This is a genomic window from Massilia sp. LXY-5 (genome assembly GCF_059801075.1).
On the sequence record NZ_JBNNEH010000005.1, the window covers coordinates 416,415 to 437,600 of the forward strand.

At 67.4% G+C, this 21,186-nt stretch carries 25 protein-coding genes and 1 tRNA gene; 21 read left to right on the forward strand and 5 right to left on the reverse strand.

Going from position 1 to position 21,186, the window contains the following annotated elements; genetic code table 11:
* Positions 1-14: 14 nt before the first annotated feature.
* Together tig and ACI48I_RS16935 are read right to left on the reverse strand one after the other, a co-directional pair.
* The gene (gene tig / locus ACI48I_RS16930; protein WP_193685898.1) at positions 15-1,355 is read right to left on the reverse strand and encodes a trigger factor; all 1,341 of its coding nucleotides are present in this window, start codon (positions 1,353-1,355) and stop codon (positions 15-17) included.
* 31 nt (positions 1,356-1,386) lie between these two features.
* Positions 1,387-1,473: transfer RNA gene (locus ACI48I_RS16935), tRNA-Leu, on the reverse strand.
* Positions 1,474-1,687: 214 nt separating this feature from the next.
* Between ACI48I_RS16935 and hpnC the strand changes: the two genes are divergently transcribed.
* The 6 genes from hpnC (at position 1,688) to ACI48I_RS16965 (ending at position 6,619) form a co-directional block, all read left to right on the forward strand.
* Positions 1,688-2,503 (forward strand): squalene synthase HpnC, encoded by an 816-nt coding sequence (hpnC, locus tag ACI48I_RS16940; RefSeq protein WP_498574859.1) that lies wholly within the window; start codon positions 1,688-1,690, stop codon positions 2,501-2,503.
* Between the two features lie 78 nt (positions 2,504-2,581).
* On the forward strand, positions 2,582-3,415 hold the full coding sequence (gene hpnD / locus ACI48I_RS16945) for a presqualene diphosphate synthase HpnD (protein WP_498574860.1): 834 nt from the start codon (positions 2,582-2,584) through the stop codon (positions 3,413-3,415).
* Positions 3,402-4,832 (forward strand): hydroxysqualene dehydroxylase HpnE, encoded by a 1,431-nt coding sequence (gene hpnE, locus ACI48I_RS16950; RefSeq protein WP_498574861.1) that lies wholly within the window; start codon positions 3,402-3,404, stop codon positions 4,830-4,832. The genes hpnD and hpnE overlap by 14 nt, the downstream gene beginning before the upstream one ends.
* Before the next feature lie 32 nt (positions 4,833-4,864).
* Positions 4,865-5,014 carry a hypothetical protein gene (locus tag ACI48I_RS16955; RefSeq protein WP_193685902.1) on the forward strand — a complete coding sequence of 50 codons (150 nt, stop codon included), beginning with the start codon at positions 4,865-4,867 and terminating at the stop codon, positions 5,012-5,014.
* A 3-nt stretch (positions 5,015-5,017) separates the two neighbouring features.
* The gene (locus ACI48I_RS16960; RefSeq protein WP_498574862.1) at positions 5,018-5,806 is read left to right on the forward strand and encodes a DUF1700 domain-containing protein; all 789 of its coding nucleotides are present in this window, start codon (positions 5,018-5,020) and stop codon (positions 5,804-5,806) included.
* Between the two features lie 9 nt (positions 5,807-5,815).
* Positions 5,816-6,619, forward strand: coding sequence for a GIN domain-containing protein (locus tag ACI48I_RS16965; RefSeq protein ID WP_498574863.1), 804 nt, complete (start codon positions 5,816-5,818; stop codon positions 6,617-6,619).
* Between the two features lie 61 nt (positions 6,620-6,680).
* Here the strand turns inward: ACI48I_RS16965 and ACI48I_RS16970 are convergent, their stop codons facing one another.
* Together ACI48I_RS16970 and ACI48I_RS16975 are read right to left on the reverse strand one after the other, a co-directional pair.
* Positions 6,681-7,916: a TIGR03862 family flavoprotein gene (locus ACI48I_RS16970; RefSeq protein ID WP_498574864.1), complete on the reverse strand. Its 1,236-nt coding sequence runs from the start codon at positions 7,914-7,916 to the stop codon at positions 6,681-6,683.
* 73 nt (positions 7,917-7,989) lie between these two features.
* Positions 7,990-8,652 carry a GntR family transcriptional regulator gene (locus ACI48I_RS16975; protein ID WP_193685906.1) on the reverse strand — a complete coding sequence of 221 codons (663 nt, stop codon included), beginning with the start codon at positions 8,650-8,652 and terminating at the stop codon, positions 7,990-7,992.
* 161 nt (positions 8,653-8,813) lie between these two features.
* On the opposite strand from ACI48I_RS16975, the gene ACI48I_RS16980 reads away from it, so the two are divergent.
* The 15 genes from ACI48I_RS16980 (at position 8,814) to dctP (ending at position 20,894) form a co-directional block, all read left to right on the forward strand.
* Complete coding sequence (locus tag ACI48I_RS16980) at positions 8,814-9,833, forward strand: TRAP transporter substrate-binding protein (protein ID WP_498574865.1); 1,020 nt, start codon at positions 8,814-8,816, stop codon at positions 9,831-9,833.
* A complete protein-coding gene (locus ACI48I_RS16985; protein WP_193685908.1) occupies positions 9,830-10,408 on the forward strand; it encodes a TRAP transporter small permease in 579 nt (192 codons plus the stop codon). Before ACI48I_RS16980 ends, ACI48I_RS16985 begins: the two co-directional genes overlap by 4 nt.
* Positions 10,405-11,754, forward strand: coding sequence for a TRAP transporter large permease (locus tag ACI48I_RS16990; RefSeq protein ID WP_498574866.1), 1,350 nt, complete (start codon positions 10,405-10,407; stop codon positions 11,752-11,754). The genes ACI48I_RS16985 and ACI48I_RS16990 overlap by 4 nt, the downstream gene beginning before the upstream one ends.
* Positions 11,754-13,421: a malonate decarboxylase subunit alpha gene (mdcA, locus tag ACI48I_RS16995; protein ID WP_498574867.1), complete on the forward strand. Its 1,668-nt coding sequence runs from the start codon at positions 11,754-11,756 to the stop codon at positions 13,419-13,421. The genes ACI48I_RS16990 and mdcA overlap by 1 nt, the downstream gene beginning before the upstream one ends.
* A 23-nt stretch (positions 13,422-13,444) precedes the next feature.
* Positions 13,445-13,759, forward strand: a complete 315-nt coding sequence (gene mdcC, locus ACI48I_RS17000) for a malonate decarboxylase acyl carrier protein (protein ID WP_498574868.1) — start codon at positions 13,445-13,447, stop codon at positions 13,757-13,759.
* The gene (locus ACI48I_RS17005; protein WP_498574869.1) at positions 13,756-14,652 is read left to right on the forward strand and encodes a biotin-independent malonate decarboxylase subunit beta; all 897 of its coding nucleotides are present in this window, start codon (positions 13,756-13,758) and stop codon (positions 14,650-14,652) included. Before mdcC ends, ACI48I_RS17005 begins: the two co-directional genes overlap by 4 nt.
* Positions 14,652-15,380, forward strand: coding sequence for a biotin-independent malonate decarboxylase subunit gamma (locus tag ACI48I_RS17010; protein ID WP_498574870.1), 729 nt, complete (start codon positions 14,652-14,654; stop codon positions 15,378-15,380). Before ACI48I_RS17005 ends, ACI48I_RS17010 begins: the two co-directional genes overlap by 1 nt.
* Positions 15,364-16,008, forward strand: coding sequence for a malonate decarboxylase holo-[acyl-carrier-protein] synthase (gene mdcG / locus ACI48I_RS17015; RefSeq protein ID WP_193685914.1), 645 nt, complete (start codon positions 15,364-15,366; stop codon positions 16,006-16,008). Before ACI48I_RS17010 ends, mdcG begins: the two co-directional genes overlap by 17 nt.
* A complete protein-coding gene (gene mdcB, locus ACI48I_RS17020) occupies positions 16,005-16,904 on the forward strand; it encodes a triphosphoribosyl-dephospho-CoA synthase MdcB (RefSeq protein WP_193685915.1) in 900 nt (299 codons plus the stop codon). The genes mdcG and mdcB overlap by 4 nt, the downstream gene beginning before the upstream one ends.
* Entirely contained in the window at positions 16,901-17,803 is a 903-nt protein-coding gene (locus tag ACI48I_RS17025) for an ACP S-malonyltransferase (RefSeq protein WP_193685916.1), read from the forward strand. The genes mdcB and ACI48I_RS17025 overlap by 4 nt, the downstream gene beginning before the upstream one ends.
* 81 nt (positions 17,804-17,884) lie before the next feature.
* Positions 17,885-18,271, forward strand: a complete 387-nt coding sequence (locus tag ACI48I_RS17030; protein ID WP_498574871.1) for a hypothetical protein — start codon at positions 17,885-17,887, stop codon at positions 18,269-18,271.
* Complete coding sequence (locus ACI48I_RS17035; protein ID WP_193685918.1) at positions 18,268-18,471, forward strand: helix-turn-helix transcriptional regulator; 204 nt, start codon at positions 18,268-18,270, stop codon at positions 18,469-18,471. Before ACI48I_RS17030 ends, ACI48I_RS17035 begins: the two co-directional genes overlap by 4 nt.
* Positions 18,468-19,397: an alpha/beta fold hydrolase gene (locus ACI48I_RS17040; protein ID WP_498574872.1), complete on the forward strand. Its 930-nt coding sequence runs from the start codon at positions 18,468-18,470 to the stop codon at positions 19,395-19,397. Before ACI48I_RS17035 ends, ACI48I_RS17040 begins: the two co-directional genes overlap by 4 nt.
* Positions 19,398-19,406: 9 nt before the next feature.
* Positions 19,407-19,631 (forward strand): hypothetical protein, encoded by a 225-nt coding sequence (locus ACI48I_RS17045; RefSeq protein WP_498574873.1) that lies wholly within the window; start codon positions 19,407-19,409, stop codon positions 19,629-19,631.
* Positions 19,632-19,856: 225 nt separating this feature from the next.
* Positions 19,857-20,894: a TRAP transporter substrate-binding protein DctP gene (gene dctP / locus ACI48I_RS17050; protein WP_498574874.1), complete on the forward strand. Its 1,038-nt coding sequence runs from the start codon at positions 19,857-19,859 to the stop codon at positions 20,892-20,894.
* A gap of 31 nt (positions 20,895-20,925) precedes the next feature.
* Here dctP and moaD read toward each other — a convergent pair whose 3' ends face one another.
* On the reverse strand, positions 20,926-21,183 hold the full coding sequence (gene moaD / locus ACI48I_RS17055) for a molybdopterin converting factor subunit 1 (RefSeq protein ID WP_498574875.1): 258 nt from the start codon (positions 21,181-21,183) through the stop codon (positions 20,926-20,928).
* Positions 21,184-21,186 lie beyond the last annotated feature (3 nt).

Consider the following 21,186-nt stretch of genomic DNA (forward strand, 5'->3'; position numbering starts at 1 on the left):
GACTAAGCCTGCGCTCAGCCTTGTGGGTTGCTGCCCATCAATTCATCGAAAGCGACGGCCTTGGTGCTGACCTTCGCCTTGCCAAGCACATAGTTAACGACGTTTTCTTCCAAAACAAGGCTTTCCACTTCACCAAGGCGGCGACGATCGCTGTAGTAGTACTTGAGGACTTCTTTCGGGTCTTCGTAGCTCTGTGCGAAATCTTCGATCTGGGCCTTCACCTGCTCTTGCGTTGCCTGCAGGCTGTTGTCAGCGACCAGTTGCGACAGGATCAGGCCCAGGCGCACGCGGCGCTCGGCCTTTTCGGCGAACAGTTCGGTCGGGAACGGCATGCTCTTGACGTCCATGCCGCGCTGGGCCATGTCCTGGCGAGTCTGCTCGGCCAGGCGCTCGGAGTCCTGCTGGATCATCACGGTCGGCACGTCCATCTCGGTCACTTTGACCAGGGCGTCCATCACGGCTTCCTTGTTGCGGGCCTTGACGCGGGCGTTGACTTCACGCTCGAGGTTGGTCTTGATATCGGCGCGCATCTTTTCGATCGAACCGTCTTCGATGCCCAGCGACTTGGCGAACTCTTCGTCGACTTGCGGCAGGTGCGCCCATTCCAGCTTCTTCAGCGTGATGGTGAACTCGGCGGTCTTGCCGGCCACGTCGGCACCATGGTAGTCCGCAGGGAAAGCCAGCGGGAAGGTCTTGCTTTCGCCGACTTTCAGGCCGACGGTGGCGGCTTCGAATTCCGGCAGCATGCGGCCTTCGCCGAGCACGAAGGCGTAGTCTTCAGCCTTGCCGCCCGGGAATTCCACGCCGTCGATCACGCCGACGAAGTCGACGGTCACGCGGTCGCCATTGGCTGCGACCGGCTCGCCGCCGTCGCCGTGCTCGCCTGCCTCACCCTTGGTGTGGTAGTGCACGCGCTGCTTGCGCAGGATGTCGATGGTCTTGTCGATCTCGGCGTCCGAGACCTCGGCCTTGACGGTCTCGACTTCAATCGCGGACAGGTCGCCGATGACGACTTCCGGGAACACTTCGAAGGTCGCGTCGAAAGCCAGCATGCCTTCCGGTGCGTCTTCCTTCGGCTCGATCTTCGGGAAACCGGCAACGCGCAGCTGGTTCTCGTTGGCGGCTTCGTTGAAAGCGCGGCCGACGCGGTCGTTCAGCACGTCCGATTCGATCTGGTAGCCATACTGGGCTGCGACCATTTTCAGAGGCACTTTGCCAGGACGGAAACCAGGAGCCTTGGCGGTCTTGGCCTGCTTCTTGAGGCGTTTTTCAACTTCCGAACGGACATCGCTCAGCGGAAAAGTGATCGTCAGGCGACGCTCGAGTTTATCCAGGGTTTCGACTGCAGTTGCCATCGTAAAAATCGTCCAAAAAAATAATTATTCGTGGTGCGAGGAGGGGGACTCGAACCCCCACACCATTGCTGGCGTCAGGACCTAAACCTGGTGCGTCTACCAATTTCGCCATCCTCGCGCAGGATTGCATACTGCCACATAAACAAAGGGCGCCCGACAGTAAATCCGGCCGCCCTTGCACTCCATTGTCTATGGGCTACAACTTCAACCCGGTATTTTACTGGATTTTCTGACACCATAGGAGTGAATTTTCATGGAGTGCGGGGCGTATCGGCGCCCTTTATAATGTAGCGCTCACTTACTGCGGATGACTTGCCGGTCATTTGAACTGCATGGCCGTCGATCATTACGAAAACTTCCCCGTCGCCTCCATCCTGCTGCCGCGCCGCCTGGTGCCGGCCGTCGAAGCCATCTATGCCTTCGCGCGCGGGGCGGACGACGTCGCCGACGAGGGCGACGCCCTGCCCGCCGAGCGACTCACGGGCCTGGCGGAATACGAAGCCGCCCTCGACGAGATCGCCGCCGGACGCATGCCCGCACACCCCATGTTCGCCCGGCTGGCCACGGTCGTCGCCGAATACGCGCTGCCGCTACAGCCCCTGCGCGACCTGCTGTCGGCCTTCCGCCAGGACGTGGTCACCACGCGTTACCCGGATTACGCGCTTCTCCTCGACTATTGCCGGCGTTCGGCCGATCCGGTCGGACGCCTGATGCTGGCCCTGTATGGCGTCGGCGGCGAGCAGAACCTGGTCGAGGCCGACGCCATCTGCACCGCCCTGCAGCTGATCAACTTCTGGCAGGACGTCGGCATCGATATCGGCAAGGGCCGGATCTACCTGCCGCTGGAAGACCTGCAGCGCTTCGGCGTAGGCGAAGCCGATATCGCGGCGCAGGCGGATACCCCGGCCTGGCGCAGGCTGATGGCCTTCGAAGTCGCGCGGGCCCGTGCCTTGATGCTGTCGGGCGCCCCGCTGGCGACGCGGCTGCCGGGCCGCATCGGCTGGGAGCTGCGCCTCGTGATCCAGGGCGGGCTGCGCATCCTCGAATGCATCGAGGCCGCCGGCTACGACGTCTTCCGCCGCCGGCCGCAGCTGGGCAAGAAGGATTACGTGATCATGGGCTGGCGCGCCCTGCGAATGTCAGCATAATTGCCTTTGATCGGACCCAGCCGCACCCGGCATCGGCTAAGATAACGGATTCGCATCACCCAACCTTGCCTTTTTTACATGTCTCCTGACGAATACTGCCAGCAAAAGACTGTCCAGAGCGGTTCCAGCTTCTATTACAGCTTCCTGTTCCTCGCCCCCGAGCGCCGCCGTGCGATCACGGCCCTGTACGCGTTCTGCCGGGAGGTGGACGATACCGTCGACGAAGCGACCGACGCTTCGCTGGCCCGCATCAAGCTGGCCTGGTGGCGCACCGAGGTGTCGACCATGTACAAGGGCACGCCGACCCACCCGGTCACGCAGGCCCTGAAGCCGCACCTCGCGGTCTACCACCTGGAAGAGCAGCACCTGCAGGCGATCATCGACGGCATGGAGATGGACCTCGACCAGAGCCGCTACCTCGATTACCCGGGCCTGCGCAAGTATTGCTGGCATGTGGCCGGCGTGGTCGGCATCCTCTCGGCCAGCATCTTCGGCTATACCAATCCGCAAACCCTCCAGTACGCCGAGAAGCTCGGGCTGGCCTTCCAGCTGACGAACATCATCCGCGACGTCGGCGACGATGCGCGCCGCGGCCGCATCTACCTGCCCGTCAACGAGCTGCAGCAGTTCGGCGTCACGGCGGCCGACCTGCTGGGCGCCCGCCACAGCGACAAGTTCGAGGCGCTGATGAAGTTCCAGACCGGGCGCGCCCAGGCGATGTACGACGAGGCGCTGGCGCTCCTGCCGAAGGAAGACCGGCGCGCCCAGCGTCCCGGCCTGATGATGGCGGCGATCTACCGCACCCTGCTGGATGAGATCGCGCGCGACAACTTCCACGTCCTGAACCAGCGCATCTCGCTCACGCCGCTGCGCAAGCTCTGGCTGGCGTGGAAGACCTATGTCCGCAACTGATGGGAAGGCTGCCGGCGCGGTCGCCGTCGTCGGCGGCGGCTGGGCCGGTTGCGCCGCGGCGGTCGAGCTGGCGCGGCGCGGCCGGCGCGTTACCCTGTTCGAAGCGGCGCGCACCCTTGGCGGGCGCGCGCGCGCCATCGAGCTCGATGGCCGTCTGCTGGACAATGGCCAGCATATCCTGCTCGGCGCCTACAAGGACACCCTGACACTGTTGAAGCGGGTCGGCGTCGACCCGGCCAGGGCATTTTTACGCCTGCCGCTCCAGATGCGCTATCCCGCAGGCAGCGGCGGCATGGATTTCGTCGCCCCTCGCCTGCCCGCGCCCTGGCACATGATCGTCGCCCTGGTGCGCGCCGGCGGCCTAGCGCGCGAGGACAAGCTGGCGCTGGCGCGCTTTTCCACCGCCGCGCGCTGGATGGGCTGGCGCCTCGACCAGGACGTGAGCGTCAGCATACTACTGGAACGTTTCGGCCAGACCGCCCGCCTGAACCGCCTGATGTGGCATCCACTCTGCCTGGCGGCCCTGAACACGGCGCCGGAACGGGCATCAAGCAACGTCTTTCTCGCCGTGCTGCGCGACAGCCTGGGCGCGAAGCGGGCGGCCTCCGACATGCTGGTCCCGCGCCTGGAATTGAGCGCCCTGTTTCCGCAGGCCGCCGCGCGTTACCTCGAAGCGAAGGGCGGCACCGTGCACCTCGGCGCCAAGGTCGAGACGCTGGAGCACAGCGCCGGCGGCTGGGAGCTGCGGGCCAGCGGCCAGGCGCTCGGCGGTGACTGGAACGGGCGTTTCGACGCCGTCGTGCTGGCCACGCCCGCTGCACAGTCGGGCGCCCTGCTCGCTTCTTTTCCGGAGACGGCCGGCCTGGCCGCCCAGCTGGGCGCATTCGAATACGAGCCGATCGCCACCTGCTACCTGCAATACGAGCGCCAGACACGCCTGCCGCTGCCCTTCTGCGCCCTGCTCGACGATCCGGAACACGAACGCTTCGGCCAGTTCGTGTTCGACCGGGGCCAGCTCGACGCCGACCAGGGCGGCCTGCTGGCAGTGGTCATCAGTGCCGCAGGCGCGGCCGCCGAGTTCAGGCAGGACAGCCTGGCCCGCGCCGTCGCGGCGCAACTGGACGCGGCCTTCCCGGCGCTGGGCCTGGGCAGCCCGCAGTGGTCGCGCGTGATCACCGAAAAACGCGCCACCTTCGCCTGCACCCCGGAGCTGGCGCGTCCGGCGAACGCCACGCCGCTGCCGAACCTGGTGCTGGCCGGCGACTATACGGCCGGCGACTACCCTGCCACGCTCGAGTCGGCGGTGCGCAGTGGCCAGGCGGCGGCGTCGGCCATCCTGCGTGGACGCGCCTCAAGCCGCAAAAACGGCAGCCTGTCGCAGGGCGATGGCAAACATCAGGCCGGGTCCGTACAGTAGCAGCATCGGATAACCGGATCACGGACATCGCCATGACACCCCAACTCGGATTGCGCACCCTGCTCCTGCTGGCACTGGTTGCCGCCAGCACGCTGGCCCTGGTCGCGCCCGAACTCTTCGGCGCGCACGCCAACGCCACGGGCCCGGCCCTGCTGTCGATGCTCGCCGTCGGCCACGCCTGATCCATGGGCAAGCTCGAATACCTCGAGGCGCTGAAACGCGCCATGCTCGGCCTGCCGCCCGAACTGCAGGCCAGGACCCTGGCCTGGTACGAGCAGCGCTTCGTCGACGGCATTGCCGCCGGCCGGCCGGAAGCCGACATCGCACGCGAACTGGACGACCCGAAGAAGGTGGCGCTCACCCTGCGCACCAGCACCCACATGGATGCCTTCAAGGAGCAGAAGAATCCGGCGAACCTGGTACGCCTGATGGTGTCGGTGCTGGGCCTGCTGATCTTCAACCTGTTCATGGTCATCCCGGCGGCCGTGTTCGGCTCGCTGCTGGCGGCGCTGTACGCGGGCGCGTTTGCCTTCTATGTGAGCGGCATCGCCATCACCGCGAGCGGCCTGGCCGGCGCCAACGAACTGGTGCTCGACGGACCGCTGCGCCACGTCGTCGACGGCGCCATCGACGACCGCGACCGCACGCGCACCCGGATCACGATCGGCGACACCGGCATCGAAGTCAGCCAGGACAAGGATAACCGCGCCGATGCAGGTGCCGACACCGGCGACGATGCCGGCGCCAGCAAAGGCGCGCGCGCCGTGCGCCGCGCCGAACGGGTGGCCGGCAGCGGCATCCGCATCTCGACCGAGATGGACGAAGAGTCGCGCGCGACCCAGACGGTGCTCGGCCTGGCCATGGTGCTGGGCGGGATCGTGCTGTTCCTGGTCTCGATCGTCGTCACCCGCTATGCGGCGCTGGGCGTGAAGCGCTACCTGCAAATGAACATGTCCCTGCTCCGGGGCAGCTGAGGAGAAACGATGCGTTCATTGTTACGGGTAGGCCTCGGCCTGTTGCTCCTTGCCTTCGTCCTGATCGGCCTGTCCTATGGCGTGCTGCGCGCCCAGGGCGGCACCGCGCGCCTGGATGCGCGCATCGTCGGCGACGAGACGCGCAAGATCACGCGCGAGGCGCGGGCGGTCGAACTGAGCGGGCCGATCGACCTGACCCTGCGCTACGGCGCCGAGCCGGCGCTGGTCGTGCGCGGCGAACAGCGCCTGCTGGCCAATGTCGAGACCGGCCAGGACGGGCGCGTGCTGCACATCGGCACCCGCGGCATCGTGCTGCGCCACCGCCAGCCGATCGAAGTCGAATTGACCCTCCCTGGGCTCGACCGGGTCGGCGTCGACGGCAGCGGCGAGACCCGCATCAACGGCTTTTCGGGCGAGCGCATCGAGCTCGAGCTGAACGGCTCGGGCAGCGTCGACTTCAACGGCCGCTACCGCCAGGCGAAGGCCACCCTGCACGGCACCGGCGAGCTCACCGTCGATGCCGGCAACGGCGACAGCGTCGAGGCCGAGCTGAGCGGCGGCGGCACCATCACCCTGGCCGGCGCCGCGCGCAGCTTCCAGGCCGTATCGAACGGCTCCGGCACCCTCGACGCCCAGCGCCTGCGGGCGGACGAGGTGAAGGTGCGCCAGACCGGCTCGGGCAACACCAGCGTCACCGCGCACGCCACGGTGGCGGCGGCCGTCAGCGGCAGCGGGGATGTGGATGTGTACGGAAATCCGCCGCAGCGCAGTATCAGCCGCACGGGTTCAGGCGACGTCCATTTCGATCATTGATGGAGCCGGCGATCCGTATGATCGTAGGGTGGGCACTCCGTGCCCACGCGTGAAGCATGCGTCACGTCAGATGATGCAGCACCCCTTGCGCCGCCGCCCGCCCGCTGGCAAAGCAGGCAGTCAGCAAATACCCGCCCGTCGGCGCTTCCCAATCGAGCATCTCGCCGGCCACGAACACCCCCGGCACCGTGCGCAGCATGCCGTGCGCATCGAGCGCTTCGAAACGAACGCCGCCCGCGCTGCTGATCGCTTCGTCGATCGGCCGCGGACGCTTTAATACCAGCGGCAGCGCCTTGATCGCCGCCGCCAGCTTTTCCTCATCCAGATAATCCGCCTGTGCCAGGCATTCGCGCAGCAGGCCAGCCTTCACACCCTTGATCCCCAGCCGGCTCTGCAAATGGCTCGACATCGAGCGCGCGCCCCGTGGCCGGGTGACCTCGGCATGGACCCGCTGCGCATCGTGGTCGGGCGCGAGGTCGAGCCAGACCATCGTTTCGCCGCGCGCCGCGATCTGGTCGCGCAGGATGCTCGACAAGGCATACACCAGGCTGCCTTCGATGCCGCTACTCGTCACCACGAACTGCCCCTGGCGCCGCGCACGCTTGCCTGCGCGGGCTTCATACTCGATAGCCACGGTGGTCAAGGGCGCGCCCGCATGCCTGTCGCTGAAGTGGGGCGACCAGTCGACGTCGAAGCCGCAATTGGCCGGCACCAGCGGCGCCACCTCGACGCGGCGCGCTTCCAGCAAGGGCACCCACGCGCCGTCCGATCCCAGCCGCGCCCAGCTCGCCCCCCCCAGCGCCAGGACGACGGCGTCGAACTGCCCGGACGTGTCGCCGTCCGGCGTCGCGAAGCGCAGCGCTTCCCCCTCCCAGCCGAGCCAGCGGTGGCGCATGTGAAAACGTACACCGGCTTCCCGCAAGCGATGCAGCCAGGCACGCAGCAGGGGCGCCGCCTTCATGTCGGTCGGGAAGACCCGGCCCGAAGTACCGATGAAGGTGTCGATCCCGAGGCCGTGGATCCAGGCGCGCACGGCGTCCGGCCCGAAGGCATCGAGCCAGGCGCCGACCTGCGTGCTGCGTTCGCCATAGCGGAGAACGAAATCGGCATAGGGCTCGGAGTGGGTGATGTTCATGCCGCCCTTCCCGGCCAGCAGGAATTTGCGGGCGACCGAGGGCATCGCGTCGAAGACCTCGACCTGCACGCCGCCGGCGGCCAGGACTTCGGCCGCCATCAGGCCGGCCGGTCCGCCGCCGACGACGGCGACGCGCTGTGGAAGGGATGAAGGAATCGGCATGGGAAGCGGCACAGAAGATCGGGAGCCGCATTGTAGACGACAAGGCTGCGCCGGTCAGCCCCTGCCGAACGACTCAGGCCGCGGCAGCCTGCAACTGCGGCAGGGACGCCATCAGGTCCGCAAAGCGCTGCCCCTGGATCATCACGTGCTCGCGCGTCAGGCGCGCGGCCAGTTCGCCGTCGCCGTCGAGGATGGCCTGGACCATCTCGTCGTGCTCCGCATACGAATTGCTGACCCGGTCGCGCACGCGCAGCTGCAGGCGGCGGTAGGGCCGCAGGCGCCGGTACAGGCTGCGTGCCTGCTCGATCAGGAACTGGTTGTGGCTGCCGGTGTAGATCGCCTCGTGGAAGGCCTCGTTCTTCACATAGTAGTCGTCCGGGTCCTGCGAGGTCATCGCTTCCTTGCAGGCGGCGTGGGCCGCCCGCAGCGCGTCCTGTTCGGCCGGCGTCATGCGACGCGCGGCCAGGCGCGCGCAGATCGATTCCAGCTCCGACATCACCTCGAAGCGCTCGACCAGCTGCTGCGGTCCGAGTTCGGCGACCACGGCGCCGCGGCGCGGGCGGATCACGACCAGGCCCATCGAGGCCAGCTGGATCAGGGTTTCGCGGATCGGCGTGCGCGAGACGCCGAAGGATGCCGCCAGCTCGGTCTCGTCGAGGTGCTGGCCGGGGGCGAATTTGCCGACGGCGATCATCTCTTCGATTGCGTCCTTTAAGGTTTCCGACCTGCTCTTCATATGCTGCCCACTATTCATGTATTCGATATCTCATTATAAAAGCTAAGTATAGCTTGACAACGTATATTTTAAGTTTAATCTTGTATACACGAAGACGGACGATGCATACGGCTTGACCGCAGGCACGATCCGAACGATCACTACACTTCTTGGAGATAGATATGCCGGCAATCACCCGCAGGACCGTCCTGGGCGCACTCGCTACCACCCCACTCTGGCTGCAGGCCGCACGCGCCCAATCGAACACGTCCCTCAAAATTTCGCACCAGTTCCCGGGCGGCAGCGTCACGCAGGGCGATTTCCGCGATCGCCTGTGCCGCATGTTCGCCACCGAGGTCGAAAAGCGCACCAAGGGCGCCCTGAAATTCTCGATCTATCCCGGCTCCTCCCTGATGAAGACGAACGCCCAGTTCTCGTCGATGCGCAAGGGCGCCCTCGACATGTCGCTGGTGCCGCTCTCGTATGCCGGCGGCGAAGTCCCGGAAGTGAACATCGGCCTGATGCCCGGCCTGGTGACCTCCTATGAGCAGGGCTACGGCTGGAAGAATGCAGAAGTCGGCAAGGAACTGGCGCGCATCCTCGGCGAAAAAGGCATCGTGGTGGTGAGCTGGATCTGGCAGGCGGGCGGTGTCGCCTCGCGCTCCAAGCCGATCGTCGAGCCGGAAGACGCGCGCGGCCTGAAGGTGCGCGGCGGCTCGCGCGAGATGGACCTGATCCTGAAGGAAGCCGGCGCCGCCGTCGTCACCCTGCCCTCGAACGAAATCTATGCCGCGATGCAGACCGGCGCCATGGACGCGGCGCTCACCTCCTCGACTTCGCTGATCTCGTTCCGTCTCGAGGAAGTCTCGAAAGCCCTGACCACGGGCCGCACCGGCGCCTACTGGTTCATGTTCGAGCCGCTGATGATGTCGAAGGCCGTCTTCGACCGCCTGCCGAAGGACCAGCAGGCAGCCATCATGGCCGTGGGCGGCGAGCTCGAAGCCTTCGCCCGCAAGGAAGCGCAGGAAGACGACCAGGAAGTGGCGACCGTCTACCAGAAGAAGGGCGCCACGGTAGTCGACCTGAAGCCGGCGACCATCAAGAAGTGGCAGGCGATCGCCCGCAACACCGCCTGGAAGGATTATGCAGAGCGTAATCCGAACTGCGCCAAGCTGCTGGCCCTGGCGGAGAAGACGCTGTGAGCCACGGCTTCGAGCTCGAATCGGCACGGCTGCCCGCCGTGTCGGGCAGCGCGCCGGTCGCAGCGATGCAGCTGCTGCTGGCGCGCGTCAACTCGGTCCTGCTGAAGCTGTCGATGGTGGCGATGATCCTCACCGCCCTGGTGCTGACCTATTCGGTCGTGGCCCGCTACTTCTTCAAGACCCCGACCGACTGGCAGGACGAGGCTTCGGTCTTCATGCTGGTGGGCGTGACCTTCTTCTGCACCGCCTATGTCCAGTCCTTCCGCGGCCACATCGGCATCGAAGCCCTGGCCACGATCCTGCCGCCGAAGGTCAACGCCGCGCGCCTGTTCCTGGTCGACCTGCTCTCCCTTGCCTTCTGCGCCTTCTTCGCCTGGAAGTCCTGGGCGCTGTGCCATGAAGCCTGGGTCGACGGCCAGACCACGTCCTCGACGCTGGCGCCGCCGCTGTGGATTCCCTACTCCATGATGGCGGCCGGGATGACCCTGCTGGCCCTGCAGATCCTGGTCCAGGTGCTGGCCCATTTTACCGACAAGCGGGCCGTGGCCCCGACTGAAACCCGGAGCGCCCCATGAGCGACCTGACCCTGGGCGCCCTGTACGGCGCCGTGACCCTGATCGTCATGTTTTCCGGCATGCCTATCGCCTTCGCGCTCGGCCTGGTGGCCACCGCCTTCATGTACTTCTTCATGCCGGCCACCTCGCTCGACACGATCAGCCAGAACGTGTACGAGGAAATGGCCTCGATCACCCTGCTGTCGATTCCGCTCTTCATCCTGAAGGGCGCGGCGATCGGCAAGTCGCCGGCGGGCCGCGACCTGTACGGCGCGATCCACGCCTGGCTGCACAAGGTGCCGGGGGGACTCGGCATCGCCAACGTCTTCGCCTGCGCCCTGTTCGCGGCCATGGCCGGCTCCTCGCCCGCGACCTGCTCGGCGATCGGCTCGGCCGGCATTCCGGAGATGAGGAAGCGCGGCTATTCGCCCGGTTTCGCGGCCGGCATCATCGCCGCCGGCGGCACGCTCGGCATCCTGCTGCCGCCCTCGATCACCATGATCCTGTATGCGGTCGCCGCCGAACAGTCCCTCGGCCGCCTGTTCCTCGCCGGGATCGGCCCCGGCCTGCTGCTGGTGCTGATGTTCGCCGGGTACGCAGTCTACCGCGCACGCAAGGAATACGGCCTGGCCAAGGCCGCCTATGAAGGCGGCGGCGTCAAGTCGGCCTATCTCGAGAACGAGCATTTCACCCTCTCGCAAAAGGTCGAGATGCTGCCGCGCGTGCTGCCCTTCCTGGTCCTGCTGATCGGCGTGATGATCGCGCTCTACGGCGGCTACGCGACGCCATCGGAGACCGCCGGCCTGGGCGCGCTGCTGGCGATCGTCCTGATCGCGGTCGTCTACAAGCTGTGGCACCCGAAGGACCTGTCTCCCTTCCTGGCCGCGACGATCAAGGAATCGACCATGCTGCTGCTGATCATCGGCATGTCGCTGCTGTATTCCTATGTGATGAGCTACCTGCACATCAGCCAGTCGGCCGCGCAATGGGTGGTCGACATGCACCTGTCGCGCTGGGTGCTGCTGTCGGTGATCCTGTTCATGGTGATCGTGCTCGGCTTCTTCCTGCCGCCGGTCTCGATCATCCTGATGACGGCGCCGATCATCCTGCCGCCGCTGCGCGAAGCCGGTTTCGACCTGATCTGGTTCGGCGTGGTGATGACGATCGTGATGGAGATGGGCCTGATCCACCCGCCGGTCGGCCTGAACATCTTCGTGATCAAGAACATCGCGCCCGACATCCCGCTGCGCGACGTGATCTACGGCGTCATGCCCTTCGTCGGCCTGATGTTCGTCGCCGTCGTGCTGCTGTGCGTGTTCCCGCAGATCGCCACCGGCCTGCCCGCCATGCTGATGGGGGGAAGCTGATGAACGCGCCGGACAAGACCTGGAACACGCTCCAGGCCGACCGCCGGGCGCGCCTGGAAAGGACGGCCGCGGTGCTGGGGCGCGACCTGGACGGCAAGGCCGTCCCCAGCGGCCGGGTCCAGGACCTGCTGCACAGCGTGCTGGCCTGCGGCGACCGCGTCTGCCTCGAGGGGAACAACCAGAAGCAGGCCGATTTCCTGGCCGCGGCGCTGGCGGGACTGGATCCCTCGCGCATCAATCACCTGCACATGCTGCAGTCGGTGCTGGCGCTGCCGGAACACCTCGACGTGTTCGAACGCGGCGTCGCTTCGCGCCTGGACTTTTCCTTTTCCGGCCCCCAGGCCGGGCGGGTGGCGAAGCTGGCCTCGGCCGGCAAGCTGAACATCGGCGCGATCCACACCTATCTCGAGCTGTTCTCGCGCTACTTCATCGACCTGCCGCCGCGCGTGTCGCTGGTGGCGGCCGAAGCGGCCGACCGCAACGGCAACCTGTACACCGGCGCCAACACCGAGGACACGCCGGCCATCGTGGAGGCGACCGCCTTCAAGAACGGCATCGTCATCGTCCAGGTGAACCGCATCATGGATACGCTGCCGCGCGTCGACATCCCGGGCGACTGGGTCGACTACGTGGTGCAGTCGCCGAAACCGTATTACATCGAGCCGCTGTTCACGCGCGACCCGGCCCTGATCTCGGAGATCCAGGTGCTGATGGCGATGATGGCCATCAAGGGCATCTATGCCGAGTACGGGGTCGAGCGCCTGAACCACGGCATCGGCTTCGACACCGCGGCCATCGAGCTGCTGCTGCCGACTTATGCGACCGACCTTGGCCTGAAGGGGAAGATCGGCCGTCACTGGGCCCTGAACCCGCATCCGGCGCTGATTCCGGCGATCGAATCGGGCTTCGTCGAATCCGTGTATTCCTTCGGTTCGGAGCTGGGGATGGAAGACTACATCCGCGCCCGCCCCGACGTGTTCGCGGTCGGCCCCGACGGCAGCATGCGCAGCAACCGGGCGCTGTGCCAGGCCGCCGGCCACTATGCCTGCGACATGTTCATCGGCTCGACCCTGCAGATCGACTTGCAGGGCAATTCCTCGACGGCCGTCGTCGGCCGCATCGCCGGCTTCGGCGGCGCACCGAACATGGGAGCGGATGCGCGCGGAAGGCGTCACGCGAGTCCGGCCTGGCTCAAGGCCGGCGCCGAGGCACGCGGGGAGCGCAACACGATCCCACGCGGCCAGAAGCTGGTCGTGCAGATGGTCGAGACCTTCCGCGAGCACATGCAGCCGGCCTTTGTCGAGCGCCTGGATGCCTGGGAACTGGCCGAGCAGGCCGGCTTCGAGATCCCGCCGGTAATGATCTACGGCGACGACGTGACCCACATCCTGACCGAAGAAGGCATCGCCAACCTGCTGCTGTGCCGTAGCGCAGAAGAGCGCGAACAGGCGATCCGCGGCGTGGCCGGCTACACCCCGGTGGGCCTGGGACGCGACCGGCGCATGGTCGAAAACCTGCGCGACCGCGGCGTCATCAAACGGGCCGAAGACCTGGGCATCGACAAGCGGCTCGCCACGCGCGACCTGCTGGCGGCCAAGAACATGAAAGACCTGGTGCGCGCATCGCACGGCATGTACGAGCCGCCGAAGCGCTTCCGCAACTGGTAACGATCATTGGTAGAAGAGACACCATGGAAAAGCTTACATACCGATTTGCAGGCGGCAGCCGCGCGCTGCCGCACACCGCGGAAGTCGTCGGCGTCGTCAGCTCCGGCAACCTCGAGGTGCTGATCGAATCGGCGCCCCTGAACGGAGACTGCGCGATCGAAGTCAATACCGCGGCCCTGGGCTTCGGCGCCACCTGGGGAGCCGTCATGCGCGACTTCCACGAGCGCTGGCAGCTGACGGACACCCGCATCGCCATCAACGACATGGGCGCCACGCCCGCCGTGGTCAGCCTGCGCCTGGACCAGGCCGTGGAGACCGTGCTGGGAGGCCCGCCATGAGCAGCTACCTGGAATTGTCGGCGCGCGAGCGCCTGGCCCAGCTCTTCGACGCGGGCAGCTTCACCGAATTCCTGCCGCCGAAAGCGCGCGTGATCAGCCCGCACCTGGCCCAGCTCGACGCCCCGGTCGCCTTCGATGACGGCGTCGCCGTCGGCCGCGCGTGCCTCGATGGCCGGACCGTCTTTGCCGCCGCCCAGGAAGGCGGCTTCATGGGCGGCGCGGTCGGCGAAGTGCATGGGGCCAAGCTGGTGGGCCTGCTGCGCCGCGCCATCGCCGAGCGCGCGGCGGGCGTGGTGCTGCTGCTCGAATCGGGCGGCGTGCGCCTGCACGAAGCGAATGCGGGCCTGGTCGCCGTTTCGGAAGTGATGCGCGCCGTGCTCGATGCCCGCAATGCCGGCGTGCCGGTGATCGCCCTGATCGGCGGCGCCAATGGCTGCTTCGGCGGCATGGGCATCGTGGCGCGCTGCACGAATGCCGTGATCATGTCGGAAGAGGCGCGCCTGGGCATGTCGGGACCGGAAGTCATCGAGACCGCCAGCGGCGTCGAGGAATTCGATTCGCGCGACCGCGCCCTGGTCTGGCGCACCACCGGCGGCAAGCATCGCTACCTGCTGGGCGACTGCCAGGAGCTGGTGGCGGACAAAGTGGCCGACTTCCGCGCCGCGGCCATTGCGACGCTGGATCGCCTCCAGGTGCAGGAGACTGCCCTGAGCCTGGCGGCCCTGGAAGCCGAGCAGGACATGCTGGCCCGGCGCCTGGATCGCTTCGGCAGCCTGGAGGAACCAATGCAGATCTGGGCCGCGCTCGGGATCGCCGAGCCGCGCAGCCTGCCGCTGCTCGAAGCGGGGGCTTTCGTCGAACAGGTAGCCGCACACCGGATTGGAGCGAACTGATGGACTGGAACACAATCACGAGCGCCCTCTTCCCGCGCGGGCACGACATCGTCGAGCGCGACCTGTTTTTGAGCGGGACGGCCCAGGTAGGCGCGCATGGCGGCAACATCACGGTTGCCGTCGTCGGCACCACCGGCCACGCGCCGATCGGGGTCGAGATCGCCCTGGCGCAGGCGCGTTTCATTTTGCAGACCGTGCGCGAGCACCCGGGGCGGCCGATCCTGATCCTGGTCGACACCGTCGGCCAGCGCCTGCGCCACCGCGACGAAATGCTGGGAATTAACAGCTACATGGCCCACCTGGGCAAATGCGTGGAACTGGCGCGCCGCCAGGGGCATCCGGTGCTGGGACTGGTGTACGACCAGGCCCTGTCCGGCGGCTTCATCACCAGCGGCCTGATGGCCGACGCCTGCTACGCGCTGCCCGATTCGACCATCCGCGTGATGGGCCTGCCGGCAATGGCGCGCATCACCAAGGTGCCCGAGGAGCGGCTGACCGAACTCGCGGCCAGCAATCCGGTCTTCGCGCCGGGGCCGGAAAACTACCTGCGCATGGGTGGGGTGCGAGAAATCTGGCAGGGCGAGCTCGGCGCGCAGCTGGAAGCGGCGCTGGCGGAGCTCGCCCCCGTCGACGAGCGCGCCGCGCTTGGCCTGGCGCGCGGCGGACGCAAGTTCGCGCAGCCCGTGATCGAAGCCATCATGGCGGGGCGCGATGTACTCGCGTCATGACCTGGTCTGGCTGACGGCGCAGGGGTGGAAAGAGGCAGCGAAGACGGTGCGCCCCGGCGACCTGCGATCGCTCGCGCTGTGGGAACGCCAGGGCTGGCCGGCGGTCGTGCGGCGGCGCGATGTCGGCCAGCCGGCCGGTATCGTTTCGCTCGGCATCGCGCTGCCGCCGGCCGGGGCCGACGCGCCGAAGGAGCGCATCGCGCTGCGCGTCCCGTCGCAGCATGTCGCGCGTCGCGCGGGTGCGCTGTCGCTGCCTGAGGCGATGGCGGCCGCACCCGAAACCTGGCGCGCGGACCTCGCTGCGCTGGGCGGCGGCACCGCGCTGCGTGCCTACGGTTCGCTCGCGCTGCAGGCCATCACCGGACTTCCCTACCTGACCCCGCGCTCGGACATCGACCTGCTGCTCGCGCCGCGCAGCCGCAGCGAACTCGATGCGGGAATCGCCGCGCTGTCGCGCCATGCGGACGCCCTGCCGCTCGACGGCGAAATCCTGTTCCCGGGAGGCGCGGCCGTGGCCTGGAAGGAGTGGCGCGACGCCCGCGACGGCATGCGGGTGCTGGTGAAAACGATGGACGCGGTGCGCCTCGATAGCCGCGCCGCGCTGCTGGCCACGCTGGAGGACCGATGAGCCTTGCCGCCATCGCCGCCCGCCGCGCACTGCTCGCGCCGCGCCCACCCGCCGCACCGGACCAGGCGCTGCATGGCGCCGTCGCGCGGCTGGCGCTGCGCTGCCTGTACGCCGAGCTGACGCTGTATCCGAAACCGGGCCTCGTTTCGCTGGTCGACAACGGCAGCCATGGCGACATGAATGCCGAGACCTTCATGCGCAGCCTGTTCGCGCTGCGCCATTATTTTTCCCGCATTTGCCGCGCAGGTGCCCACGGCGCGCTGTTCGGCGAACTGAAGCGGCTGGGAATCGAGGCGGAAGCGCGCATGCTGCTCGCGACCCGCGGCATCAATACCCACCGCGGCGCGATCTTCAGCCTCGGCCTGCTGTGCGCGGCCATCGGCCGGGCGCGCGCCCAGGGTGTCGCCCTGACGCCCGCCGGCCTGCGTGCGGTGCTGCTGCTGCGCTGGGGCGAGGAACTGGCGGCGCATACGGTGCCGGGTGCACAGCAGTCGAACGGCCTGCGCGTGGCCGACCTGCACGGCGCCGGCGGCGCGCGCGAGGAAGCGGCGCTCGGCCTCCCGTCCGTGTTCGAGACCGGCCTGCCGGCGCTGCGCGCGACGCTCGCCGCGGGACGCGGCCTGCAGCAGGCGCGCATCGACGCCCTGTTCGCGCTGATGGCGCGCGTCAGCGACACCAACGTGTTCCACCGCGGCGGCGCGGCGGGCGCGGCCACCGTACGCGAGCAGGCGCAGGCCTTCCTCGACGCCGGCGGAACGGGCGATCCACACTGGCGCGAACGGGCGCTGGCCTGCCATCGCCTGTTCGTCGCGCGGCGCATCTCGCCCGGCGGCGCGGCGGACCTGCTGGCCGCCACCTGCCTCGTGCATGCCGCAACGAGCGGCACCCTGCCGTGAGCGCGCGCCTGCTGATCCTGTGTCCGGGCCAGGGCGGCCAGCACGCCGCCATGTACGACCTGGCGCGCGGCGATCCGGCCGGCGCCGCGCTGCTCGATGCCTGCGCGCCGGCGCTCGATCCGGATACCCTGTTCGACAACCGGATCGCCCAGCCGGCGATCGTCGCCGCCACCCTCGCCACCTGGGAAGCGCTGCGCCCTCGGCTGCCGGCGCCGGCGCTGGTCGCCGGCTACAGCATCGGCGAACTGGCTGCGCATGGCGTGGCGGGCGCTTTGCCTGCTCAGGATGCAATCGCACTGGCAAGCCGGCGCGCCGCGCTGATGGACGCCGCTGCCGCTGCAGGCGTGCGCGGCGCCCTGGCCGCCGTCAGCGCCCTGCCGCTCGAACGCGTGCGCGCGATCGCCCGGGCCTGCGACTGGCAGCTCGCCATCGTGAATGGCGAAGACGCTTGCGTCGCCGGCGGACCCGCTTCGACATACGAAACCTTTGCCGGCGCCTGCGAGGCCGCCGGCGCGCGCATGCAGCGCCTGCCGGTCGCCGTGGCTTCGCACACGCCCCTGATCGCCGCGGCGGTGCAGCCCTTTGCCGGCGCACTCGCCGGTGCGCCCTTCCACGGCTGGCAGTGCCCGGTGCTGTCGGGGATCAGCGGTGTACGCATCGCGAGCAAGGATGCGGCGGTCGAACACCTGTCGCGCCAGCTGGCGGAGACGATCGAATGGCGCGCCTGCATGGACGCGGCCGTCGAGAGCGGGATCAGCGTGGCGCTCGAGCTGGGGCCGGGCGCGGCGCTGGCGCGCATGTTCGCGGCGCGCCACCCGCAGGTTGCCTGCCGTTCGGTTGCGGAGTTCCGCAGCCTGGATGGTGTCGCCGCCTGGGTGGAGCGCCAATTCGAGCGCTAGCGGCCTCAATGTAAAGGAAGCTTGACATCACCGGAAACGCTGTCTACCATGTAAAGCATACTTTACATGGAGGCCAGTGTCATGCGTGAAAAGCGTATCGCCCGAATCTACTACCGCGAGCTGTTCGCCGCGTTCGCGCTCTACACCATCCTGCTGGTGGCGGCGATCAGGTTCGGGCGGCCGATGGCGGACAGCCTGCTGCGCACGGCGATCCTGGCCAGCCCGATGATCGGCTTTGGCGCGGCCATCTGGGCCATCGCGCGCCAGGTGCAGCGCGCCGACGAATACATCCGGATGCGCCTGCTGGAAAACATCGCGCTGGCCGCCGCAATCACGGCCGGCCTGACCTTCACCTACGGCTTCCTCGAAACGGCCGGCTTTGCCAAGCTGTCGATGTTCACCGTCTGGGGCATGCTCTGCCTGTCGCTCGGCGCGGTACAGCTCGTGCGCAAAGCGCTCGGCCGATGAACAACCATATTCGCGAACTGCGCGCCGAACACGGCTGGAGCCAGGCCCGCCTGGCCGAGCTGCTCGACGTCTCGCGCCAGACCGTGATCGCCATCGAGACCGGGCGCTACGACCCCAGCCTCCCGCTTGCCTTTGCGATTTCCCGTTTATTCCAGCAACCGATCGAAGCCATCTTCAACCCTGACCAGGAGCCCGCATGAAAGCCACCCTGTTGTTTGCACTGCTCGCCGCAAGCTTTACGCCGGCCTTTGCCGCTGACGTCCCGGCCACCCCCAACCGCTTTGCCGGCGCCGTCGCACCGGCCGAGCGCTTCGAGCTGCAGGGCATGCTGGTCGAGCGCTTCGGTGCCGGCGGCAAGCCCTTGATCCTGATACCGGGCCTCGCCACGGGCGGCTGGGTATGGCAGGAAACGGTGCGCGCGTTCGCCGGCAGCCAGGCCGTGTATGTCGTGACCCTGCCCGGTTTCGATGGCCGTCCGGCGGTCGAGGGCAATCCCTTCGATGCGGCAAAAAGCGCGCTGAAGGAGCTGATCGCCTCGCGCCGGCTGGCCAGTCCGGTGCTGGTCGGGCATAGCCTGGGCGCGACGCTGGCGATCGCGCTGGCCGAGGAACTGCCGGGCCGGATCGGCGGCACGGTTGCCCTCGACGGCCTGCCGGTCATGCCGCGCACCGAAGACAGCCCGCCGGAACAGCGCGCCGCGATGGCGGACGCGATGCGCCAGCGGATGGCGGCTGCCGACCCCGCCGCCTTCGCCGCCCAGCAGCGGCAATACATGCGCGCCATCGGCACGGTCGACATGGGCAAGGCGGACGACCTGGCGCAGCTGACCAGCCGCAGCGATCCCGCCGCCGTGGCGGCCTGGGTCGGCGCCGTGCTGGCACTCGACCTGCGCCCCGGCCTGTCGAAGATCACCGCGCCGGTACTCGTGCTGGCGCCCTTCTACGGCCCGGACAGCGCGGCCCAGGGCGGGATATCGTCGGCGGACAAGGTGGCGTATTATCGGGAACTGATGACCGGCACCCCGAAGCTGGAGGTCGCGCCGGTCGAGAATGCGCGCCACTTCGCCATGATCGACCAGCCGCAGGCGGTCAACGACGCGCTGCGCCGCTTCCTGAAAACCCTGTAAGGAGACACCATGCCACCGCTAGCTCACTGGATCGTCCAGTACCTGATCGCCGTCGTCTCGATGACCGCGCTGCTGACCGGCATCGACATGATGGGCGGCGAGACCCTGCCGCGCGCCCTGCTCTCGGCCCTGGCCTGGTCGGCAGTCGCCTCGGCGCTGTTTATCGGCACCCGCTACCGCAACATGAAGCGCGGTATCGCCTGCGCCGTGTGCGACACGCTCGACAAGAAATAAGTTCCGTCCTCCTCCCTGATGAGCTTCAGTCCGGTATCTCTCCGCGCGAGGGATACTCGACAGTTATTCACGATGCATTTGTTAAGAAAACAAGATACTGCTTGACAAGCTTTATCAGGAGAATATTCTTATACACACCTAAAAGGTAGAAAAGTGAACGATGCGTGTCACAAGACGCGCACGATTCGCCCGGTAGTGTCGTTTTACTCATCTTGGAGGATGAATATGTCGTTGAAGACAGGGCCGATTCTGGCTCGTAGAACCCTGCTGGGCGCGATCGCGTCCAGCCCCCTGTGGCTCGGCAGTGCATGGGCCGCGCAGTCGATGAAAATCTCGCACCAGTTCCCCGGCGGCAGCGTCATGGAAGGCGACTTCCGCGACCGGCTGTGCCGCATGTTCGCGGCCGACGTCGAAAAACGCACGCGCGGCAGCCTGAAGTTCTCGATCTATCCCGACGCCGCGCTGATGGCCCCGAACGCCCAGTTCGGCGCCCTGAAGAAGGGCAGCCTCGAACTGGCCCTGGTGCCGCTCTCGTATGCGGCCGCCGAGTCGCCGGAAGCGAACATCGGCCTGATGCCGGGCCTGGTCACCTCCTATGCGCAAGGCTACGGCTGGAAGAATGCGGAAGTCGGCAAGGAGCTGACCCGCATCCTGGCCGACCAGGGCCTGGTCATGATCAGCTGGATCTGGCAGGCCGGCGGCGTCGCCGCACGCGGCACGCCGATCCTCGCGCCCGAAGACACGCGCGGCCTCAAGGTGCGCGGCGGCTCACGCGAAATGGACCTGGTCCTGCAGGAAGCGGGAGCGACCATCGTCAACGTGCCCTCGAACGACATCCATGCCGCGATGAAGAGCGGCGCGCTGGACGCCGCGTTTACCTCCTCGACCTCGCTGATCTCGTTCCGCCTGCAGGACGTGTCGCGTTCATTGACCACGGCGCGCAGCGGCGGCTACTGGTTCATGCTGGAACCGCTCCTGATGTCGAAGACCGTGTTCGACCGCCTCCACAAGGACCAGCAGGCCGCGATCATGGCAGTCGGCGCCGACCTCGAAAAGTTCGCGCTGCGCATGGCCCAGGGCGACGATGCGGCCGTGGCCAATGTCTATTCGCGCAACGGTGCGCGCGTGGTCGACATGGATGCCGACGCGCTCCGAAAATGGCAGGAGATGGCGCGCAATACCGCCTGGCGCGACTTCAGCGCGCGCAGCGACAACTGCGCCAGGCTGATGGCGCTGGCGGAAAAGTCGATCGTCGCACTGTAAAAAAAGGGCGGCCCTGGCCGCCCTTGTTTGTTTACCCGCCGGTCACAGGCGGGAAGAAGGCCACTTCCCCGCCCTCTCTTATTTCCGTCTCCGGACCGCACATCACGTGCTCGAAGGCCATGCGCAGCGCGCGATCCTGGCCGAGGGCCTGCGCCCACACGCCGCCGCGTTCGACCAGGTGCGCGCGCACGGCGCCCACCGTCGTCACGCCCGGGGGCAGTTCGATGCGTTCGCTGGCGAGGCCGAGGGCTTCGCGCACGGACGCGAAAAATCGCAGTTCGATGTGCATGAC